Origin of the sequence: Actinomadura meyerae, from assembly GCF_900188445.1 — a bacterium.
GTDB lineage: Bacteria > Actinomycetota > Actinomycetes > Streptosporangiales > Streptosporangiaceae > Spirillospora > Spirillospora meyerae.
Window position 1 is genome coordinate 197074 of the sequence record NZ_FZOR01000002.1, and the last position, 16115, is coordinate 213188.

At 70.1% G+C, this 16115-nt stretch carries 17 protein-coding genes; 2 read left to right on the plus strand and 15 right to left on the minus strand.

Annotation, left to right across the window (positions count from 1 at the left end; genetic code table 11):
* Positions 1-6 precede the first annotated feature (6 nt).
* The 15 genes from rpsC to CHF16_RS03785 all read right to left on the minus strand — a co-directional run bounded on the left by rpsC (position 7) and on the right by CHF16_RS03785 (position 14120).
* A complete protein-coding gene (gene rpsC / locus CHF16_RS03715) occupies positions 7-861 on the minus strand; it encodes a 30S ribosomal protein S3 (RefSeq protein ID WP_089324461.1) in 855 nt (284 codons plus the stop codon).
* Positions 861-1244, minus strand: a complete 384-nt coding sequence (rplV, locus tag CHF16_RS03720) for a 50S ribosomal protein L22 (RefSeq protein WP_089324462.1) — start codon at positions 1242-1244, stop codon at positions 861-863. The genes rpsC and rplV overlap by 1 nt, the downstream gene beginning before the upstream one ends.
* A 40-nt stretch (positions 1245-1284) precedes the next feature.
* A complete protein-coding gene (gene rpsS, locus CHF16_RS03725) occupies positions 1285-1566 on the minus strand; it encodes a 30S ribosomal protein S19 (protein ID WP_067889244.1) in 282 nt (93 codons plus the stop codon).
* 12 nt (positions 1567-1578) lie between these two features.
* Entirely contained in the window at positions 1579-2412 is an 834-nt protein-coding gene (gene rplB / locus CHF16_RS03730; protein ID WP_089324463.1) for a 50S ribosomal protein L2, read from the minus strand.
* A 41-nt stretch (positions 2413-2453) separates the two neighbouring features.
* Positions 2454-2753, minus strand: coding sequence for a 50S ribosomal protein L23 (gene rplW / locus CHF16_RS03735; RefSeq protein ID WP_089324464.1), 300 nt, complete (start codon positions 2751-2753; stop codon positions 2454-2456).
* A 12-nt stretch (positions 2754-2765) separates the two neighbouring features.
* On the minus strand, positions 2766-3368 hold the full coding sequence (rplD, locus tag CHF16_RS03740; protein ID WP_089324465.1) for a 50S ribosomal protein L4: 603 nt from the start codon (positions 3366-3368) through the stop codon (positions 2766-2768).
* Positions 3365-4015 (minus strand): 50S ribosomal protein L3, encoded by a 651-nt coding sequence (gene rplC / locus CHF16_RS03745; protein WP_089324466.1) that lies wholly within the window; start codon positions 4013-4015, stop codon positions 3365-3367. Before rplC ends, rplD begins: the two co-directional genes overlap by 4 nt.
* A 15-nt stretch (positions 4016-4030) precedes the next feature.
* Positions 4031-4339 carry a 30S ribosomal protein S10 gene (gene rpsJ, locus CHF16_RS03750; protein WP_018657599.1) on the minus strand — a complete coding sequence of 103 codons (309 nt, stop codon included), beginning with the start codon at positions 4337-4339 and terminating at the stop codon, positions 4031-4033.
* 108 nt (positions 4340-4447) lie between these two features.
* Positions 4448-5641: an elongation factor Tu gene (tuf, locus tag CHF16_RS03755; RefSeq protein WP_089324467.1), complete on the minus strand. Its 1194-nt coding sequence runs from the start codon at positions 5639-5641 to the stop codon at positions 4448-4450.
* Between the two features lie 83 nt (positions 5642-5724).
* Positions 5725-7836 carry an elongation factor G gene (fusA, locus tag CHF16_RS03760; RefSeq protein WP_089324468.1) on the minus strand — a complete coding sequence of 704 codons (2112 nt, stop codon included), beginning with the start codon at positions 7834-7836 and terminating at the stop codon, positions 5725-5727.
* A 41-nt stretch (positions 7837-7877) separates the two neighbouring features.
* Positions 7878-8348 (minus strand): 30S ribosomal protein S7, encoded by a 471-nt coding sequence (gene rpsG / locus CHF16_RS03765; RefSeq protein ID WP_067806994.1) that lies wholly within the window; start codon positions 8346-8348, stop codon positions 7878-7880.
* Positions 8348-8722 carry a 30S ribosomal protein S12 gene (gene rpsL / locus CHF16_RS03770; protein ID WP_089324469.1) on the minus strand — a complete coding sequence of 125 codons (375 nt, stop codon included), beginning with the start codon at positions 8720-8722 and terminating at the stop codon, positions 8348-8350. Before rpsL ends, rpsG begins: the two co-directional genes overlap by 1 nt.
* Positions 8723-9234: 512 nt before the next feature.
* Complete coding sequence (locus CHF16_RS39245; RefSeq protein WP_143227862.1) at positions 9235-10770, minus strand: hypothetical protein; 1536 nt, start codon at positions 10768-10770, stop codon at positions 9235-9237.
* Positions 10771-11011: 241 nt separating this feature from the next.
* A complete protein-coding gene (locus CHF16_RS03780) occupies positions 11012-11992 on the minus strand; it encodes an aldo/keto reductase (protein ID WP_089324470.1) in 981 nt (326 codons plus the stop codon).
* A 721-nt stretch (positions 11993-12713) separates the two neighbouring features.
* Complete coding sequence (locus tag CHF16_RS03785; RefSeq protein WP_089324471.1) at positions 12714-14120, minus strand: FG-GAP and VCBS repeat-containing protein; 1407 nt, start codon at positions 14118-14120, stop codon at positions 12714-12716.
* A gap of 155 nt (positions 14121-14275) precedes the next feature.
* On the opposite strand from CHF16_RS03785, the gene CHF16_RS03790 reads away from it, so the two are divergent.
* Together CHF16_RS03790 and CHF16_RS03795 are read left to right on the plus strand one after the other, a co-directional pair.
* Positions 14276-14851, plus strand: coding sequence for an RNA polymerase sigma factor (locus tag CHF16_RS03790; RefSeq protein WP_089324472.1), 576 nt, complete (start codon positions 14276-14278; stop codon positions 14849-14851).
* On the plus strand, positions 14844-16043 hold the full coding sequence (locus CHF16_RS03795) for a CU044_5270 family protein (protein ID WP_089324473.1): 1200 nt from the start codon (positions 14844-14846) through the stop codon (positions 16041-16043). The genes CHF16_RS03790 and CHF16_RS03795 overlap by 8 nt, the downstream gene beginning before the upstream one ends.
* Positions 16044-16115 lie beyond the last annotated feature (72 nt).

Genomic DNA, 16115 nt, shown 5'->3' on the forward strand with positions numbered 1-16115 from the left:
GGTTACTCAGCTCCCCTCACCCTGCGGAGCAGCCTCGGCCGCCGGGGCCGGCTGCTCGGAAACCTGCTGCTGCTGCTTCTGCTCGCCGCCGCGGGCGCCGCCGCGCTCGCCGCCGGCACCGCCGCGGCCACCGCGGCCACCGCGGCCGCCGCCACGGCGGTCACCGCGGCGCTCACGGCCGCCACCGCCGCCGGCGGCGCGCTGCTGCGCGGCCTGCTGCTCGCGCTCGGCGCGGGTCTGCGCGGCCTCGCCCTTGTAGATCCACACCTTGACGCCGATGCGGCCGAACGTCGTCCGGGCCTCGTAGAAGCCATAGTCGATGTCGGCGCGCAGCGTGTGCAGCGGGACCTGGCCCTCGCGGTAGAACTCCGACCGCGACATCTCGGCGCCGCCGAGGCGGCCGCCGCACTGCACCTTGATGCCCTTGGCGCCGGACTTCATCGCGGACTGGATCGCCTTGCGCATGGCGCGGCGGAACGCGACCCGGCTGGACAGCTGCTCGGCCACGCCCTGCGCGACGAGCTGCGCGTCGATCTCGGGGTTCTTCACCTCGAGGATGTTCAGCCGGACCTGCTTGCCGGTCAGCTTCTCCAGGTCGCCGCGCAGCCGCTCGGCCTCCGCGCCGCGGCGGCCGATGACGATGCCCGGCCGGGCGGTGTGGATGTTGACCTCGACGCGGTCACGGGTCCGCTCGATCTCCACCTTGGAGATGCCCGCCCGGTCCATGCCCTTCTGCAGCATGCGCCGGATCTGGACGTCTTCCTTCACGTAGTCCTTGTAGAGCTTGTCGGCGAACCACACGGACTTGTGGTCGGTCGTGATGCCGAGCCGGAACCCGTGCGGGTTGATCTTCTGACCCACTACCGGGCCCTCCTCGTCTTCTTACCGCCGCCCGAGGCGCTGGACGCCTCTTCGCGCGACTCCACGACCACCGTGATGTGGCTCGTGCGCTTGTTGATGCGGTAAGCCCGGCCCTGGGCGCGGGGACGGAAACGCTTGAGCGTCGGCCCCTCGTCCACCCACGCACGGCTCACGACGAGCGTGTCCGAGTCGAGCTTGAAGTTGTGCTCGGCGTTGGCGATGGCACTCGCCAGCACCTTGCCCACCGGCTCACTCGCAGCCTGGGGGGCGAACCGCAGCACCGCCTGAGCCTCCGCGGCAGGCAGGCCGCGGATGAGGTCCACCACGCGGCGGGCCTTCCTGGGCGTGACGCGGATGTACCGCGCCTGGGCCCTGGCTTCCATCGCTGTTCCCTCTCTCCTACGTGCGTACTGCTCTGCCTGCTCAGCCTCGGCGGCTGCGGCGGTCTTCCTTGACGTGGCTGCGGAACGTGCGCGTCGGCGCGAACTCGCCGAGCTTGTGCCCCACCATGGCGTCGGTGATGAACACCGGGACGTGCTTGCGGCCGTCGTGCACGGCGATCGTGTGACCGATCATGTCCGGCACGATCATGGAGCGCCGCGACCACGTCTTGATGACGTTCTTGGTGCCCTTCTCGTTCTGGGCGTCCACCTTCTTCATCAGGTGGTCGTCCACGAACGGGCCCTTCTTAAGGCTACGTGGCATGACGAGCGACTCCTACCGCTTCTTCTTGCTGCGACGACGGACGATCAGCCGGTCGCTCGACTTGTTCGCCTGGCGAGTGCGGCCTTCCTTCTTACCGGCGGGGTTCACCGGGTGGCGGCCGCCGGAGGTCTTGCCCTCACCACCGCCGTGCGGGTGGTCGATCGGGTTCATGGCGACACCGCGCACGGTGGGGCGCTTGCCCTTCCACCGCATGCGGCCGGCCTTGCCCCAGTTGATGTTCGACTGCTCGGCGTTGCCGACCTCGCCGACCGTCGCGCGGCAGCGCACGTCCACCATCCGCATCTCGCCGGAGGGCATGCGCAGCGTGGCGTACTTGCCCTCCTTGGCCAGCAGCTGGACGCCGGCGCCCGCGCTGCGGGCGATCTTGGCGCCGCCGCCGGGGCGGAGCTCGATGGCGTGCACGACCGTACCGGTCGGGATGTTGCGCAGCGGCAGGCAGTTGCCCGGCTTGATGTCCGCGCCCGGCCCGTTCTCCACCCGGTCGCCCTGCTTGAGGCCGCGGGGCGCGAGGATGTAGCGCTTCTCGCCGTCCACGTAGTGCAGGAGCGCGATCCGCGCGGTGCGGTTCGGGTCGTACTCGATGTGCGCGACCTTGGCCGGCACGCCGTCCTTGTCGTGCCGGCGGAAGTCGATCAGGCGGTAGGCGCGCTTGTGCCCGCCGCCCTGGTGCCGGGTCGTGATGCGGCCGTGGTTGTTGCGGCCGCCCTTCTTGGGGAGCGGACGCAGCAGCGACTTCTCCGGCTCGTCGCGCGTGATCTCGACGAAGTCGGCCACGCTGGAGCCGCGACGCCCCGGAGTCGTCGGCTTGTAGTTACGGATGCCCATCTTTTTCGTTCATCCCTTGTCTGCTTCGGGACCTCGGCCGTTTAGGCCGGGCCGCCGAAGATGTCGATCCGCTCGCCCTCAGCCAGGCTGACGATGGCGCGCTTGGTGTCCTTGCGCTTGCCGTAGCCGAACCGGGTCCGCTTGCGCTTCCCCGGGCGGTTGAGCGTGTTCACGTTCGTCACCTTGACGCCGAACACGGCCTCGACGGCCTGCTTGATCTGCGTCTTGTTGGCGTCCGGGCGGACGACGAAGGTGTACTTGTTCTCGTCGAGCAGCCCGTAGCTCTTCTCCGAGACGACCGGCGCGATGATGACGTCGCGGGGGTCAGCGATCTTGTTCATGTGCGACCCTCCTTACTTCTTCGCCGCGCGCGAGATGAACTCGTCGTACGCCGCCTTCGTGAAGACGACGTCATCGTTCACCAGCACGTCGTAGGTGTTGAGCTGGTCGGAGACGAGCACGTGCACGCTGGGCTCGTTGCGCAGGCTCTTCCAGGTCAGCTCGTCCTCGCGGTCCAGGACCAGGAGGACGCGCTTGGCCTCGGTGACCTCGCGCAGGGCCTTGAGCGCCGTCTTCGTCTTCGGGGTGTCGCCCTCGATGAGGCCGTCCACGACGTGCACCCGGCCGTACCGGGCGCGGTCGGACAGGGCGCCGCGCAGCGCGGCGGCCTTCATCTTCTTGGGCGTCTTCTGCGAGTAGTCCCGCGGCTGCGGGCCGTGCACGGTGCCGCCGCCGGCGAACTGGGGCGCGCGGGTCGAGCCCTGGCGGGCGCGGCCGGTGCCCTTCTGCCGGTACGGCTTCTTGCCGCCGCCGCGGACGTCGCCGCGGGTCTTGGTGGCGTGCGTGCCCTGGCGCGCGGCGGCCAGCTGCGCCACCACGACCTGGTGGATCAGCGGCACGCTGGTCTTCGCGTCGAAGACCTCGGCGGGCAGGTCGATGTCGAGCTTGGAGGTCACTTGCCCGTCCCCTTCACTGCGTCGCGGACCAGCACCACGCCGCCGTTGGGACCGGGAACCGCGCCCTTGATGAGGAGCAGGTTCTTCTCCGCGTCGACGGCGTGGACGGTCAGGTTCTGCACGGTGGTACGGGCGTTGCCGTGCCGCCCCGCCATGCGGAGGCCCTTGAAGACGCGACCCGGGGTCGCGCAGCCGCCGATCGAGCCCGGCGAGCGGTGCTTGCGCTGGGTGCCGTGCGAGGCGCCGAGGCCCTTGAAGCCGTGGCGCTTCATGACACCGGCGGTGCCCTTGCCCTTGCTCGTGCCGGTAACGTCGATCTTCTGGCCGGCCTCGAAGACGCTGGCGGTGATCTCCTGGCCGAGTTCGTACTCGGTGGTGTCGTCAGCCCGCAGTTCGACGAGGTAGCGGCGCGGCGTGACGCCGGCCTTCTCGAAGTGGCCCGTGCGCGGCTTGTTCACCTTGCGCGGGTCGATCTGCCCGTACCCGATCTGGACGGCGGCGTAGCCGTCCTTCTCCTGGGTCTTGAGCTGGGTGACGACACACGGCCCGGCCTGGACGACGGTCACCGGAACGATCCGGCCCTCATCGTCGAAGACCTGGGTCATGCCGAGCTTCTCGCCCAGGACGCCCTTCCTCTGCGTACTCATCTCTCGGTGCGTCCCTTAGAGCTTGATCTCGATGTCAACGCCGGCCGGAAGGTCGAGCCGCATCAGCGAGTCGACCGTCTTGGGCGTCGGGTCGATGATGTCGATCAACCGCTTGTGCGTGCGCATCTCGAAGTGCTCGCGGCTGTCCTTGTACTTGTGCGGCGAGCGGATGACGCAGTACACGTTCTTCTCGGTCGGCAGCGGCACCGGGCCCGCGACCTTGGCGCCCGTCCGCGTCACCGTCTCAACGATCTTCTTCGCGGAGGTGTCGATGACCTCGTGGTCGTAGGCCTTGAGCCGGATGCGGATCTTCTGTCCCGCCATGGTGGCCTCGGTGTCCTTTGCTGTAGTGCCGCTGTTTACTTCAGAGTCGTGACGCGGCGGCCCGGCGTGGGAGGTCCCAGCGGCCGGGCCGCCGCGTGACGAGGGGTGTTACTTGATGACCTTGGTGACGCGACCGGCGCCGACCGTCCGGCCACCCTCGCGGATGGCGAACTTCAGGCCCTCCTCCATGGCGACGGGCTGGATCAGCTCGACGCGCATCTCGGTGTTGTCGCCCGGCATGACCATCTCGGTGCCCTCGGGGAGGTTCACCACGCCGGTGACGTCCGTGGTCCGGAAGTAGAACTGCGGACGGTAGTTGTTGAAGAACGGCGTGTGGCGGCCGCCCTCGTCCTTGGACAGGATGTAGACCTGCGCCTCGAACTCGGTGTGCGGGGTGTTGGTGCCCGGCTTGATGACGCACTGGCCGCGCTCCACCTCCTCGCGCTTGATGCCGCGCAGGAGCAGGCCGACGTTGTCGCCCGCCTGGCCCTGGTCGAGGAGCTTGCGGAACATCTCGACACCGGTGACGGTGGTCGAGGTGGACTCCGGCTTGATGCCGATGATGTCGACGGTCTCGTTGACGTTGACGACACCGCGCTCGATGCGGCCGGTCACCACGGTGCCGCGGCCGGTGATCGAGAAGACGTCCTCGATCGGCATCAGGAACGGCTTGTCGGTGTCGCGCACCGGCTCCGGCACGTTCTCGTCGACGGCGTTCATCAGCTCGACGATCGACTCGGCCCACTTCTCGTCGCCCTGCAGCGCCTGGAAGGCGGACACGCGCACGACCGGGACGTCGTCGCCCGGGAACTCGTACTCGGAGAGCAGCTCGCGGACCTCGAGCTCGACGAGCTCCAGGATCTCCTCGTCGTCCACCATGTCGCACTTGTTCAGCGCGACGACGATGTAGGGGACGCCGACCTGGCGGGCCAGGAGCACGTGCTCCTTGGTCTGCGGCATCGGGCCGTCGGTGGCGGCCACCACCAGGATGGCGCCGTCCATCTGCGCCGCACCGGTGATCATGTTCTTGATGTAGTCGGCGTGCCCCGGGCAGTCGACGTGCGCGTAGTGCCGGGCCTCGGTCTGGTACTCGACGTGCGCGATCGAGATGGTGATGCCGCGCTCGCGCTCCTCCGGCGCCTTGTCGATGTCCTCGAACGGCGTGAAGGGGTTGAGGTCCGGGTACTTGTCGTGGAGCACCTTGGTGATCGCCGCGGTAAGCGTGGTCTTACCGTGGTCGATGTGTCCAATGGTGCCGATGTTCACGTGCGGCTTCGTCCGCTCGAACTTGGCCTTCGCCACTGGTTGCTCCTTGTTGCGATCCTCGGCCGTCTAGACGACCGCTTCGATGTACGTCCTGGTGATCTGTGGGCAGGCCCGGGTGCTTACTCGCCCCGCGCCTTGGCGATGATCTCCTGCGCCACGTTCGTGGGAACCTCGGCGTAGGAGTCGAACTGCATGGTGAAAACAGCCCGGCCCTGGGTCTTGCTGCGCAGATCACCCACGTAGCCGAACATCTCCGACAGGGGCACGAGCGCCTTGATGACGCGCATGCCGTGCCGCTCGTCCATGGACTGGACCTGACCGCGGCGGCTGTTGAGGTCGCCGATCACGTCGCCCATGTTCTCCTCGGGCGTGGTGACCTCGACCGCCATCATCGGCTCCAGCAGCGTGGGGGACGCCTTGCGGGCGGCCTCCTTGAACGCCATGGAACCGGCGACCTTGAACGCCATCTCCGAGGAGTCGACCTCGTGGTAGGCGCCGTCCTGCAGGGTGACCTTGACGCCCACCATCGGGTAGCCGGCGAGGACACCGAACTCGGCGGCCTCCTGGCAGCCCGCGTCGACCGACGGGATGTACTCCCGCGGGATGCGGCCACCGGTGACCTTGTTCTCGAACTCGTAGCCGTCGGACCCGCCGCCCAGCGGCTCCAGGTCGATGATCACGCGGCCGAACTGGCCCGAGCCGCCCGTCTGCTTCTTGTGGGTGTACTCGACCTTCTCGACCTTGCGGGTGATCGTCTCGCGGTAGGCGACCTGCGGCTTGCCGACGTTGGCGTCGACCTTGAACTCCCGCTTCATCCGGTCGACGAGGATCTCCAGGTGGAGCTCGCCCATGCCGGAGATGACGGTCTGCCCGGTCTCCTCCTCGGTGCGGACCTGGAAGGAGGGGTCCTCCTCGGCGAGCCGCTGGATCGCGGTGCCCAGCTTCTGCTGGTCGGCCTTGGTCTTCGGCTCGATGGCGACGTGGATGACCGGCGCCGGGAAGTTCATCGACTCCAGGACGATCGGGTCCTTGTCGTCGCACAGCGTCTCACCGGTGGTGGTCTGCTTGAGGCCCATCACCGCGACGATGTCGCCGGCGCCCGCGCGCTCGATCTCGGTGCGCTTGTTGGCGTGCATCCGGTAGATCTTGCCGATGCGCTCCTTGCGCTCCTTGACGGAGTTCATGACGTTCGCCCCGGCCTCCATGACGCCGGAGTAGACGCGCACGAAGGTGAGCTTGCCCAGGTGCGGGTCGCTCATGATCTTGAACGCGAGCGCGGAGAACGGCTCCTCCTCGCTCGGCTTGCGCGAGAGCACCTTCTCCTCGTCGCGGACGGCGTGGCCCTCGATGGCCTCGACGTCCAGCGGGGAGGGCAGGTAGCGGACGATCGCGTCCAGCAGCGGCTGCACGCCCTTGTTCTTGAAGGCGGTGCCGCACAGCACCGGGGTGAGCTTCGCGGCGATCGTCGCGCGGCGGATGCCCGCGTAGAGCTGCTCGACCGAGGGCTCCTCGCCCTCCAGGTACAGCTCCATGACCTCGTCGTCGTTCTCGGCGAGGGTCTCGATCAGCTTGTCGCGCCACTCGCGGGCCGTCTCGGCGTGCGAGTCGGGGATGTCGACCGTGTCGTACATCTCGCCGAGCTTGGCCTCCTCGTTCCACACGAGGGCCTTCATCGTGACGAGGTCGATCACGCCCTTGAAGTCGGCCTCGGCGCCGATCGGCAGCTGCAGCGGCAGCGGCGTCGCGTTGAGCCGGTTCTCGATCATGTCGACGCAGCGGTGGAACTCCGCGCCGACCCGGTCGAGCTTGTTGACGAAGCACATCCGCGGCACGCCGTACCGGTCGGCCTGGCGCCACACGGTCTCGGACTGGGGCTCCACGCCGGCGACGCCGTCGAACACCGCGACCGCACCGTCGAGCACCCGCAGGTTGCGCTCCACCTCGACGGTGAAGTCGACGTGGCCCGGGGTGTCGATGATGTTGATCGTGTGATCGGCTTCGTCCACGGACCAGTGGCAGGTGGTCGCGGCGGAGGTGATGGTGATCCCCCGCTCCTGCTCCTGCTCCATCCAGTCCATGGTGGCCGCACCGTCGTGGACTTCGCCGATCTTGTAGCTCATCCCCGTGTAGAACAGGATGCGCTCGGTCGTCGTGGTCTTGCCCGCGTCGATATGGGCCATGATCCCGATGTTGCGGACCTTGGCCAGGTCTACACCGGTTTTGGTAGCCACTGTCGTCCTCGCGTCGTCTCGTCGTTGCAGTTCCGCCGGGGTTACCAGCGGTAGTGGGCGAAGGCCTTGTTGGACTCCGCCATCTTGTGCGTGTCCTCGCGCTTCTTGACAGACGCGCCAAGACCGTTGCTGGCGTCGAGCAGCTCGTTCATCAGCCGCTCGGTCATGGTCTTCTCGCGGCGCTGCCGGGCGTAGAGCACCAGCCAGCGCAGGGCGAGGGTGGTGCTGCGGGCCGGCCGCACCTCGACGGGGACCTGGTAGGTCGCGCCGCCGACGCGCCGGCTGCGCACCTCCAGGGTGGGCTTGACGTTGTCGAGCGCGCGCTTCAGCGTGACGACCGGGTCGTTGCCGGTCTTCTCGCGCGCGCCCTCGAGGGCGTCGTACACGATGCTCTGCGCGATCGAGCGCTTGCCGTCCAGGAGAACCTTGTTGATGAGCGCGGTGACCAGCGGCGAGTTGTACACCGGGTCAGCGATCAGCTGGCGCTTGCCAGCAGGGCCCTTGCGCGGCATCAGCTCTTCTCCTTCTTCGCGCCGTAGTGGCTGCGCCCTTGCTTGCGGTTCCGGACGCCCTGGGTGTCGAGGGCACCACGGATGATCTTGTACCGAACGCCCGGGAGGTCCTTCACACGGCCGCCGCGCACGAGCACGATCGAGTGCTCCTGCAGGTTGTGACCGACGCCGGGGATGTAGGCCGTGACCTCGATCCCACTCGTCAGGCGGACACGGGCCACCTTGCGAAGCGCGGAGTTCGGCTTCTTGGGCGTCGTCGTGTAGACGCGCGTGCAGACACCCCGGCGCTGGGGGCTGCCCTTGAGCGCGGGCGTCTTGTTCTTGGTCACCTTGTCCTGGCGGCCCTTCCGGACCAGCTGCTGGATCGTGGGCACCGCGTCTCCGTCTTCCTCGTACCGAGCCGGTAAGTCTTATTGCTGCAATCACCACCTCAGGCGAGGCTGTGACCTGCCGGTTTCCCGACCTCTCCGACCCACGCGGTCGGGCGTGTCGCCGCCTCACGGAAATACACCCGCGCGAAACCGACACAGACCGCCCGGCCCCTGAAAGGGCCGAATCAAGCCGGGGAGTAGATGCGGCGCTGGGGCTGGCCGACCGGCCTCGCCGACGCGCACGCACAGTGGCCCGCAGAGCGGGCGCAAGTGAAGAGGTTACCTATCGCCGGGCCAAAGTGCAAAGCGAGCGCGCACTACCGTGCGCGCCCCTGCGACGCAAGCCGCGGGACGGTCAGGGAGCCTTCTCCCTGTGACGGTAAACGACGAAATGCCGACGGATGTTCCCCACCCTGAGCGTGTCCGCCCGGGGTGGGCACCCGTCGGCATTCTGTCTCACGTCCCCCCGGTTGGGGAAGATGTGGCCGAGGCTTTACCTGCGTTCTCGCGTCCTGCTAGAGGACGAACGCGACGACCAGGACGACGAGGATCACCACGACGGCGACCGCGCCGACGACGATCCACAGCATGTTCTTGCCGCCGCCCTTGCCCTCGCCGGCCGCGCCGCCGTAGCCGGCGGGCTGCTGGCCGTACTGGCCCGGCTGCCCGAACTGCGCCTGCTGGCCGAACTGGTCGGGCTGGCCGTACTGCTCGGGCTGGCCGAAGCCCTGCTGGCCGTACTGCTGCTGCTCGCCGGGCTGGCCGAACTGCTGGCCCTGCTGCCCCTGCTGGTACGGCTGGCCCTGCTGCTGGTACGGCTGGCCGTACTGCTGCTGCTGTTGCTCGCCCGGCTGCTGGCCCGGCTGCTGGCCGAAGCCCTGCTGCTGCCCGAACTGCTGGCCGCCGGCCTGCTGCTGGGGCTGCTGGCCCCACTGCTGCTGGCCGATGTCGAGCCGGGTGGCGTCGCCCAGGCCGCCCGCCTGCTCGGGGGCGGGGGCGGCATGCCGGCCCTGCGACGCGGCGGACGGGTCGAACGCCTCGGTGGCGCGCGCGTCCTCGACGCCGCTCTCCCCGGGCGGCCGGTACAGCTCGTCCACCGAGGGCGAGGGGCCGGACGTCGTCGAGCCGGCGCCGAAGCCGGACTCGGGCGGCGGCACCATCATCGTCCGCTCGTGGTCGGCCTGCTCCCCGCGGCCCTGGCCCGGCTGCGGCGCCTCCGGCGACCAGGGCTCCGGCGTGGACGGCGGGGCCGGCGCCTGCCACGGCTCGGCCGGCGGCTCCTGCCGCCGCTCGGGACCGGTGGCGACGGGGACGTCGGTACCGGGCGACCAGTGCAGGGTCGCCTGGTCGTCGATCGGGGGCCGCTGCGGCTGCTCGGGCTGCGGCTGCTCGGGCTGCGGCGCGCCCGTGCCGGGACCGGGGACGATCACCGTGCGGTCGCCGATGCCCTCCTGCGGCTGCTCCGCGGGCGTGGGCTGCGTCGGCTGCGCGGGCGGCGCGGCGGGCGGCTCGGGCGGCGGGAACCCGCCGGGCTGGCCGAACTGCTGCCCGTACTGCTGCTGCTCCTGCGGCGCGCCGTGCATCGGCTGCTGCGGGTACCCGGACTGCTGCTGCGGAGGCTGCTGCCCGTAGCCGGGCTGCGGCTGGCCGTACTGCTGCGGCTCGCCCGGCGGGACGTACTGCTGCGGGTCCTGCGGGGGCGTGAAGCCGCCGGGGCCGCCGGGGCCGCCGTAGGCGGGCGGCTGCCCGTACTGGGGCTGCTGCTCCTGGGGGGCGCCGTAGGGCTGCGGGGGCGGCGGCGGAGGCTGCTCGCCGAACTGCGGCATCGGCTGCTCGACCATGGTCGGCGGAGGCGGCGCGGGCCGCTCGTCCTCGCGCTGCTCGGGCGGCGGTGCGGGCGGGCCGGCCTGGCCGCCGAGCTGCGGGGCGCCGAACACCACGGTGCGGTCCCCGAGGGGGCGGGCGGGCGGCTCCTGCCGCTCCTGCGCGGGCTGACCCTCGTCCTCCGGCAACGGCCTCTGCGGTCCCTGCGTGCCGTCGTTCTCGGTCATCGTCGGGCTCCTTCAGCGCCGTCGGTCCGGGGCTCCTCAGCTCCCGGGTGCCCGGAGGCGGACGGCGCTTGTCGCCGCCTCCGAACCTTCACCCATGTCACCACGCGGCGGTCTCGCCGAGCGTGGGCGTTCTCGTCCACAGCCTGCCCCGATCGCCCGCAGGATCGCAAATCACCACCCCTGATAGACGCCGCCCGTCCCCGGCCAGTTCCCGGCCCGGGGACGGGTCCGTCCCACCTCGTCAGGAGTGCCCTGAAATCGCGTGCGGACGGTACGGGGCCTCCAGTCGCGCGACTTCCTTCTCGTCCAGTTCGAGGCGCTCCGCGGCGATCGCGTCGTCCATATGAGTGAGTTTCGTCGCTCCCACGATCGGTGCGGTCACCCCGGGCCGTCCGAGCAGCCACGCGAGCGCCACCTGCGCGGCCGGGACGCCCCTCTCGCCCGCGACCTCGCGCACGGCGTCGACCACGTCGAAGTCGTCGTCGGTGTAGAGGCCGTCACCGAAGGCGTCGTTCTGGGACCGGACGGTCTTGCGCTCGCCGCCCCGCTCCCGGTTCCCGGCGAGCATGCCGCGCGCCAGCGGGCTCCACGGGATGAGGCCCACCCCCTGGTCGAGGCAGAGCGGGTTCATCTCGCGCTCCTCCTCTCTATAGAGGAGGTTGTAGTGGTTCTGCATCGCGACGAACTTCGTCCAGCCGCGCAGCTCGGCGGTGTACTGCGCCTTGGCGAACTGCCACGCGTACATGCTGGACGCCCCGATGTAGCGGGCCTTGCCCGCCCGGACCACGTCGTGCAGGGCTTCCATGGTCTCTTCGATGGGCGTCCCGTAGTCCCAGCGGTGGATCTGGTACAGGTCGACGTACTCGGTGCCCAGCCGCCTGAGCGAGGCGTCGATGCCGTCCAGGATGTGCTTGCGGGACAGGCCGCGGTCGTTGGGCCCGTCCCCCATGGGCATGCAGACCTTGGTGGCGAGCACGTAGTCCTCCCGCCGCGCGAAGAACTTCGGCAGCAGGCGCCCGGTGATCTCCTCGCTGGCGCCCTGGGAGTAGACGTCGGCGGTGTCGAAGAACGTCACGCCGCCATCGACGGCCCGCCGGACGATCGGCTCCGCCTCGTCCTGCCGTAGGGCCCACTTGCGCAGCGCCGGGTCACCGTAGCTCATCATCCCCAGGCAGACCCGCGACACCTTCAGCCCGCTCTTACCGAGCCGCACCTGTTCCATGTCCAACTCCTTTCAGCCTTATCCACGGTGCATCGTCAGACCGCCGACCACCAGATCCAGACCGGCCCGGTTTCAGCCGGGTCAGCTCGCCGTAGTGGGCGGTCTCGACGGCGAGATCGACCTTGCGCACCCTGCCGGCTACCGGGACCACACCTATCTGCTGTCGGGCACCCTGCGTTGGGACGGCGACTCCACGGCTGGAAGCTCTGCAACACACCTCCTTGTGTCCGCCCCCGAGGCGGGCACTCCTGCAGCTCACCACCGCAAGTTGGCGGCTCCGCTTCCGAGCTGGCGGGCGGCGCTGGACCAGGTCAAGATTTCGTACGTGTCCACGGAGTGCGGATCCTTCGATGACGTCCCACTGCATGCACTGTTTCCGCAGAGCGAAGCCGTGGACGCGGAACTGATGCGCAGTGCTGCCAGAGCGGTGGACGCGAGGCGTCCCTCGTCTCACCGGCCGTTGTGGGAGTGGGCTCTACAACACGCCGTATTTCCGGGGACACGGGTTCCCGGCACTCCGGTGATCCTGCTTGCGGCCATCACCATCTCGGCCCGAGACGCCGACTGGCTTGAGTTCGAGCTCGGCGTCTCATGGACACGGGAAGGCCTGCTCTGCGCGTCCGCTGCCGTGAGCGTGGCCTGCTGGTGCGACCTGGACCACGGGACTCACTACATCCACCCTTTCACCCTGGTCGTCGGTGATGGCCTTGTGCGATCCGGGTCAGTTCAGATCCGCCTTGCTGAAGGAGGTGGCGCCCTGGAGGGTGAGCCCGAAATCACTGCCCGGGAAGACGAGGACGTGGCCCTGCCCCTCGCCGTAGTGGGCGGTCTCGACGGAGAGATCGTCCTTGCCGTCGCCGTTCAGGTCGGTGAGGGACGCGTTGGCGCCGAAGGCCCGCAGATCGGTTCCGGGCGGGACGGGCACGCTGGGCGCCGCCCTATCGATGCGCCGCGCCGCGACGGGATCGAGGCCGTGCTCGCCTCCGGACAGGGCGGTGATGAGGGTGGGGAGGCCGATGGCCGTCAGGTCCGCGTCGCCGTCGCCGTCGGTGTCGCCGATGGTCAGCCGCCTGACGCCGTCCCTGGCCGGAAACGTGATCTGCTTCGCGGGCCGGAGCCCGTGGGCGGTGCCGAGGAAGGCGGCGTAGGTACCGGTTCCGGGGGCCGCGGTGATCACGTCGGTTTTGCCGTCGCCGTTCACGTCACCGGCGACGGGAGCGCCGATGTCGTCGAGAACCTTGTCGTTGCCGAAGCCGACCGCCTTCGTGCTGAGCCCGTCGGCGGTGCCCAGGCGCAGTTCGGCGTTCCAGAAGTCCTCGCCCTCTTCACCGTCCGCGGCCGGGGTCGCGACGATCAGCACGAGATCCGAACGGCCGTCGCCGTTGACGTCGGCGGTGACCGACCTGCGGGCCGCCGCGACCTCGCCCGGTCCGATCCCGTTACGGGTGACCTCGGCTCCGACACGGCCCGTCACGGGCACCTGGACGGGGGTGACGGGCTCGGTGGTGACGTCGCGGTAGACCCAGCAGTCCCCTCTGCCGGTGACGACCAGGTCCTTGCCGCCCTTCCCGTCGAAGTCGCCGACCGCCAGCCCGTCGAAGGAGCGGGCATCGGAATGCTGGAGCAGCACCGTCCGGCCGCCGAGGCCCGTTGCCGAGCCGTAGAAGATCACGAGCGAGGACGTGTTGCGCGCTTCGAGCGTATGAACCACGAGGTCGGCGTAGCCATCGCGGTCGAAGTCGGCGGCATCGGTCGTCGACACGCCGTACGTGCCGGCGGGAAGGCCGGGGGTGGACGGGCCGAAGCTCTGGCGGCGGCCGGGGGCCGGCCCCTGCGGGCTGCCGTAGACGACGTCGATCAGGCTGAGCTTCTTCTTCGGGTCCTTCACGTCCGTGCGGCCCGAGACGACGAGGTCGCCGTAGCCGTCGCCGTTGAAATCGGCGGCCTTGGCGGGCTTGGTGAACGTGGCGGGTTGCGCGGGCGTGACGGGCCGCAAGGGCCCGGCCGGGCTTCGAGCGGGTGAAGGAACGGCGTTCGGGCGCCGGTCGTCGTCCAAGGTCGTCGCGGCCGCGGCACCGAGGCCGGCGATGAGGACGGCGCCGACCGCGATCAGTGAACGTCTCTGCACGGGTCCTCCCGACGCTGATGATCATGGACGCTACCACCCGTCCACGGCGGCGGCCGTCCGGGGCGTGCGGGGCGCAACCGGCGCGTGGGCTTCGGGATAGAGGAGGGTGTCAGCATCCTCCAGGCCCCCGAGAGGCACCCCATGAGAACACGCGCATGCACGCGGTGAGCCGCGCCGAGGGCGATCTCGACGATTCCCGGATCGTCGCCGCGTCGCTGGACGACCCCGAGGCGTTCGGCGAGCTGTTCCGCCGCCACGCGCCGCGGCTGCACGCCTATGTCAAGCGGCGCCTCGGCCCGGCGCTCGCGGACGACCTGGTGTCGGAGGCGTTCGCGACCGCGTTCCGGCAGCGGGCGAGGTTCGACGGGCGGCGGGAGTTCGGCGCCTGGCTGTGGGGCATCGCCGCCAATCTGATCGCCCGGCACCACCGGCAGGAGACCCGCATGTACCGGGCGTTCGCCCGGACCGGGACCGACCCCGCCGAGGACGGCGTCGCCGACGTGGCGAGCGACCGCGCGTCGGCCGCCGCGCTGGGGCCGGGCCTCGCGAAGGCGCTCGCGTCGCTGAACGCGCAGGAGCGCCATGCCGTCCTGCTGCTGGCGTGGGCCGAACTGTCCTACGCGGAGATCGCGACGACGCTCGACCTGCCGCTCGGCACCGTCAAGGCCAAGATCCACCGGGCCCGGACGAAGCTCCGCAAGGCCCTTCCCCAGGAGGAGACCCATGGATGAGCTCGACGCGCTGCGGGGGATGCGGACCGCGCTGGCCGAAAAGGAGAGCCCCGAGCGCCTCGCCCTGCGCACCGACTGGCGCAGCGCCCCCCGGGGACGTCCCCGGCGCGGCCTGAAGATGCCGGTGATCGCGGTCGCGGCGACGGCCGCCGTCACCGCCGGCGCGGTCACCGCCGTCGCCCTGCTGCCCGGAGCGGACTCGGCCCCCGCGCCCCACCGCACCACGGCCATCGCCCCCGGCAATGTGCTGCTGGTGGCTGCGACCAACGCGCAGAAGGCTCCCACCGGGCGGTACTGGCACACCAGGACCGTCATGGGCGACGTCTACGCGGTCGGCAAGAGCGCCGCGAACCACTACCTGGTCGATTCCCGTCAGGGCAACGAGACGTGGGTCGACGCCACCGGACTCACCCGCCAGACCCACCTCGATCTGGCCGACGTCCCCCTCACCGAGCGGGACAGAGAGAAGTGGGAGGCGGCGGGTTCGCCCGGATGGGTCAGCGTCCCGAACCCGGAGGGACCGGACGGTGAGGTCCACCTGGACATGTCGGGGAAGACCAGCCGTTCGCCGTGGCCGGAGTCCGTCGAACGGTTCTACGGCATGACACCGGGCCAGATCGCCGAGCTGCCCACCCGCCCGGAGGAGCTGCGGAAGGTGCTGCTGAACCTCAAGGGGCACTGGCACGCCGTCTCGAAGGACGGTGAGAAGGAGGAGCCGATCCGCGCTCTGCGGGGGCAGGAGCAGGTCCGGGCGCTGAGCGAGGTGGCCGGCACCCTGCTGTCCACCGCGCCGGCGCCGCCGGCGGTGCGTGCGGCGGTGTTCCGGATGCTGGCGGGCCTGCCCGGCGTCAGGGCCGAGGGCCCGGCGACCGATCCGCTCGGCCGCCCCGGGACGGCGATCTCACTGCCGCTGCGGACGACCGCGCCGCTCGGGGTGTACACCGCCCCGAAGCAGCTCGGCACCTACCGGCGCCAGTTCATCGTCGCCGCGGACTCCGGTTCCCTGCTGGCGATCCGCGACCTGGTCGTGAAGCCGCCGCGCGGCAGCCGGCCGATCCCTCCCGGGGACGACGGCAAGCCGCGCTCGCTGAAGGCGAAGAACATGCCCGACCGCTTCCACAAGCCCGGCGAGATGGTCGCGTACAAGGCGTTCGAAGTAGCCGAGTGGACCAACGCCCAACCCAAGCTCTGACCCCACCCGAGAGGCCCGTCCCCGGCAGGACGGGCCTCTCGCCCGCACCGGGCCTGCGATGCCGGGGGCCGA

What these genes read in the sequence shown, in the direction of transcription:
- rplC (WP_089324466.1), bottom strand. Translation starts at nt 4,015, where the DNA reads ATGAGTACGCAGAGGAAGGGCGTCCTGGGCGAGAAGCTCGGCATGACC.
- rpsJ (WP_018657599.1), bottom strand. Translation starts at nt 4,339, where the DNA reads ATGGCGGGACAGAAGATCCGCATCCGGCTCAAGGCCTACGACCACGAG.
- CHF16_RS03795 (WP_089324473.1), top strand. Translation starts at nt 14,844, where the DNA reads ATGGATGAGCTCGACGCGCTGCGGGGGATGCGGACCGCGCTGGCCGAA.
- rpsG (WP_067806994.1), bottom strand. Translation starts at nt 8,348, where the DNA reads ATGCCGCGCAAGGGCCCTGCTGGCAAGCGCCAGCTGATCGCTGACCCG.
- rplB (WP_089324463.1), bottom strand. Translation starts at nt 2,412, where the DNA reads ATGGGCATCCGTAACTACAAGCCGACGACTCCGGGGCGTCGCGGCTCC.
- rplW (WP_089324464.1), bottom strand. Translation starts at nt 2,753, where the DNA reads ATGAACAAGATCGCTGACCCCCGCGACGTCATCATCGCGCCGGTCGTC.
- CHF16_RS03780 (WP_089324470.1), bottom strand. Translation starts at nt 11,992, where the DNA reads ATGGAACAGGTGCGGCTCGGTAAGAGCGGGCTGAAGGTGTCGCGGGTC.
- CHF16_RS39245 (WP_143227862.1), bottom strand. Translation starts at nt 10,770, where the DNA reads ATGACCGAGAACGACGGCACGCAGGGACCGCAGAGGCCGTTGCCGGAG.
- CHF16_RS03790 (WP_089324472.1), top strand. Translation starts at nt 14,276, where the DNA reads ATGCACGCGGTGAGCCGCGCCGAGGGCGATCTCGACGATTCCCGGATC.
- rplV (WP_089324462.1), bottom strand. Translation starts at nt 1,244, where the DNA reads ATGGAAGCCAGGGCCCAGGCGCGGTACATCCGCGTCACGCCCAGGAAG.
- rpsS (WP_067889244.1), bottom strand. Translation starts at nt 1,566, where the DNA reads ATGCCACGTAGCCTTAAGAAGGGCCCGTTCGTGGACGACCACCTGATG.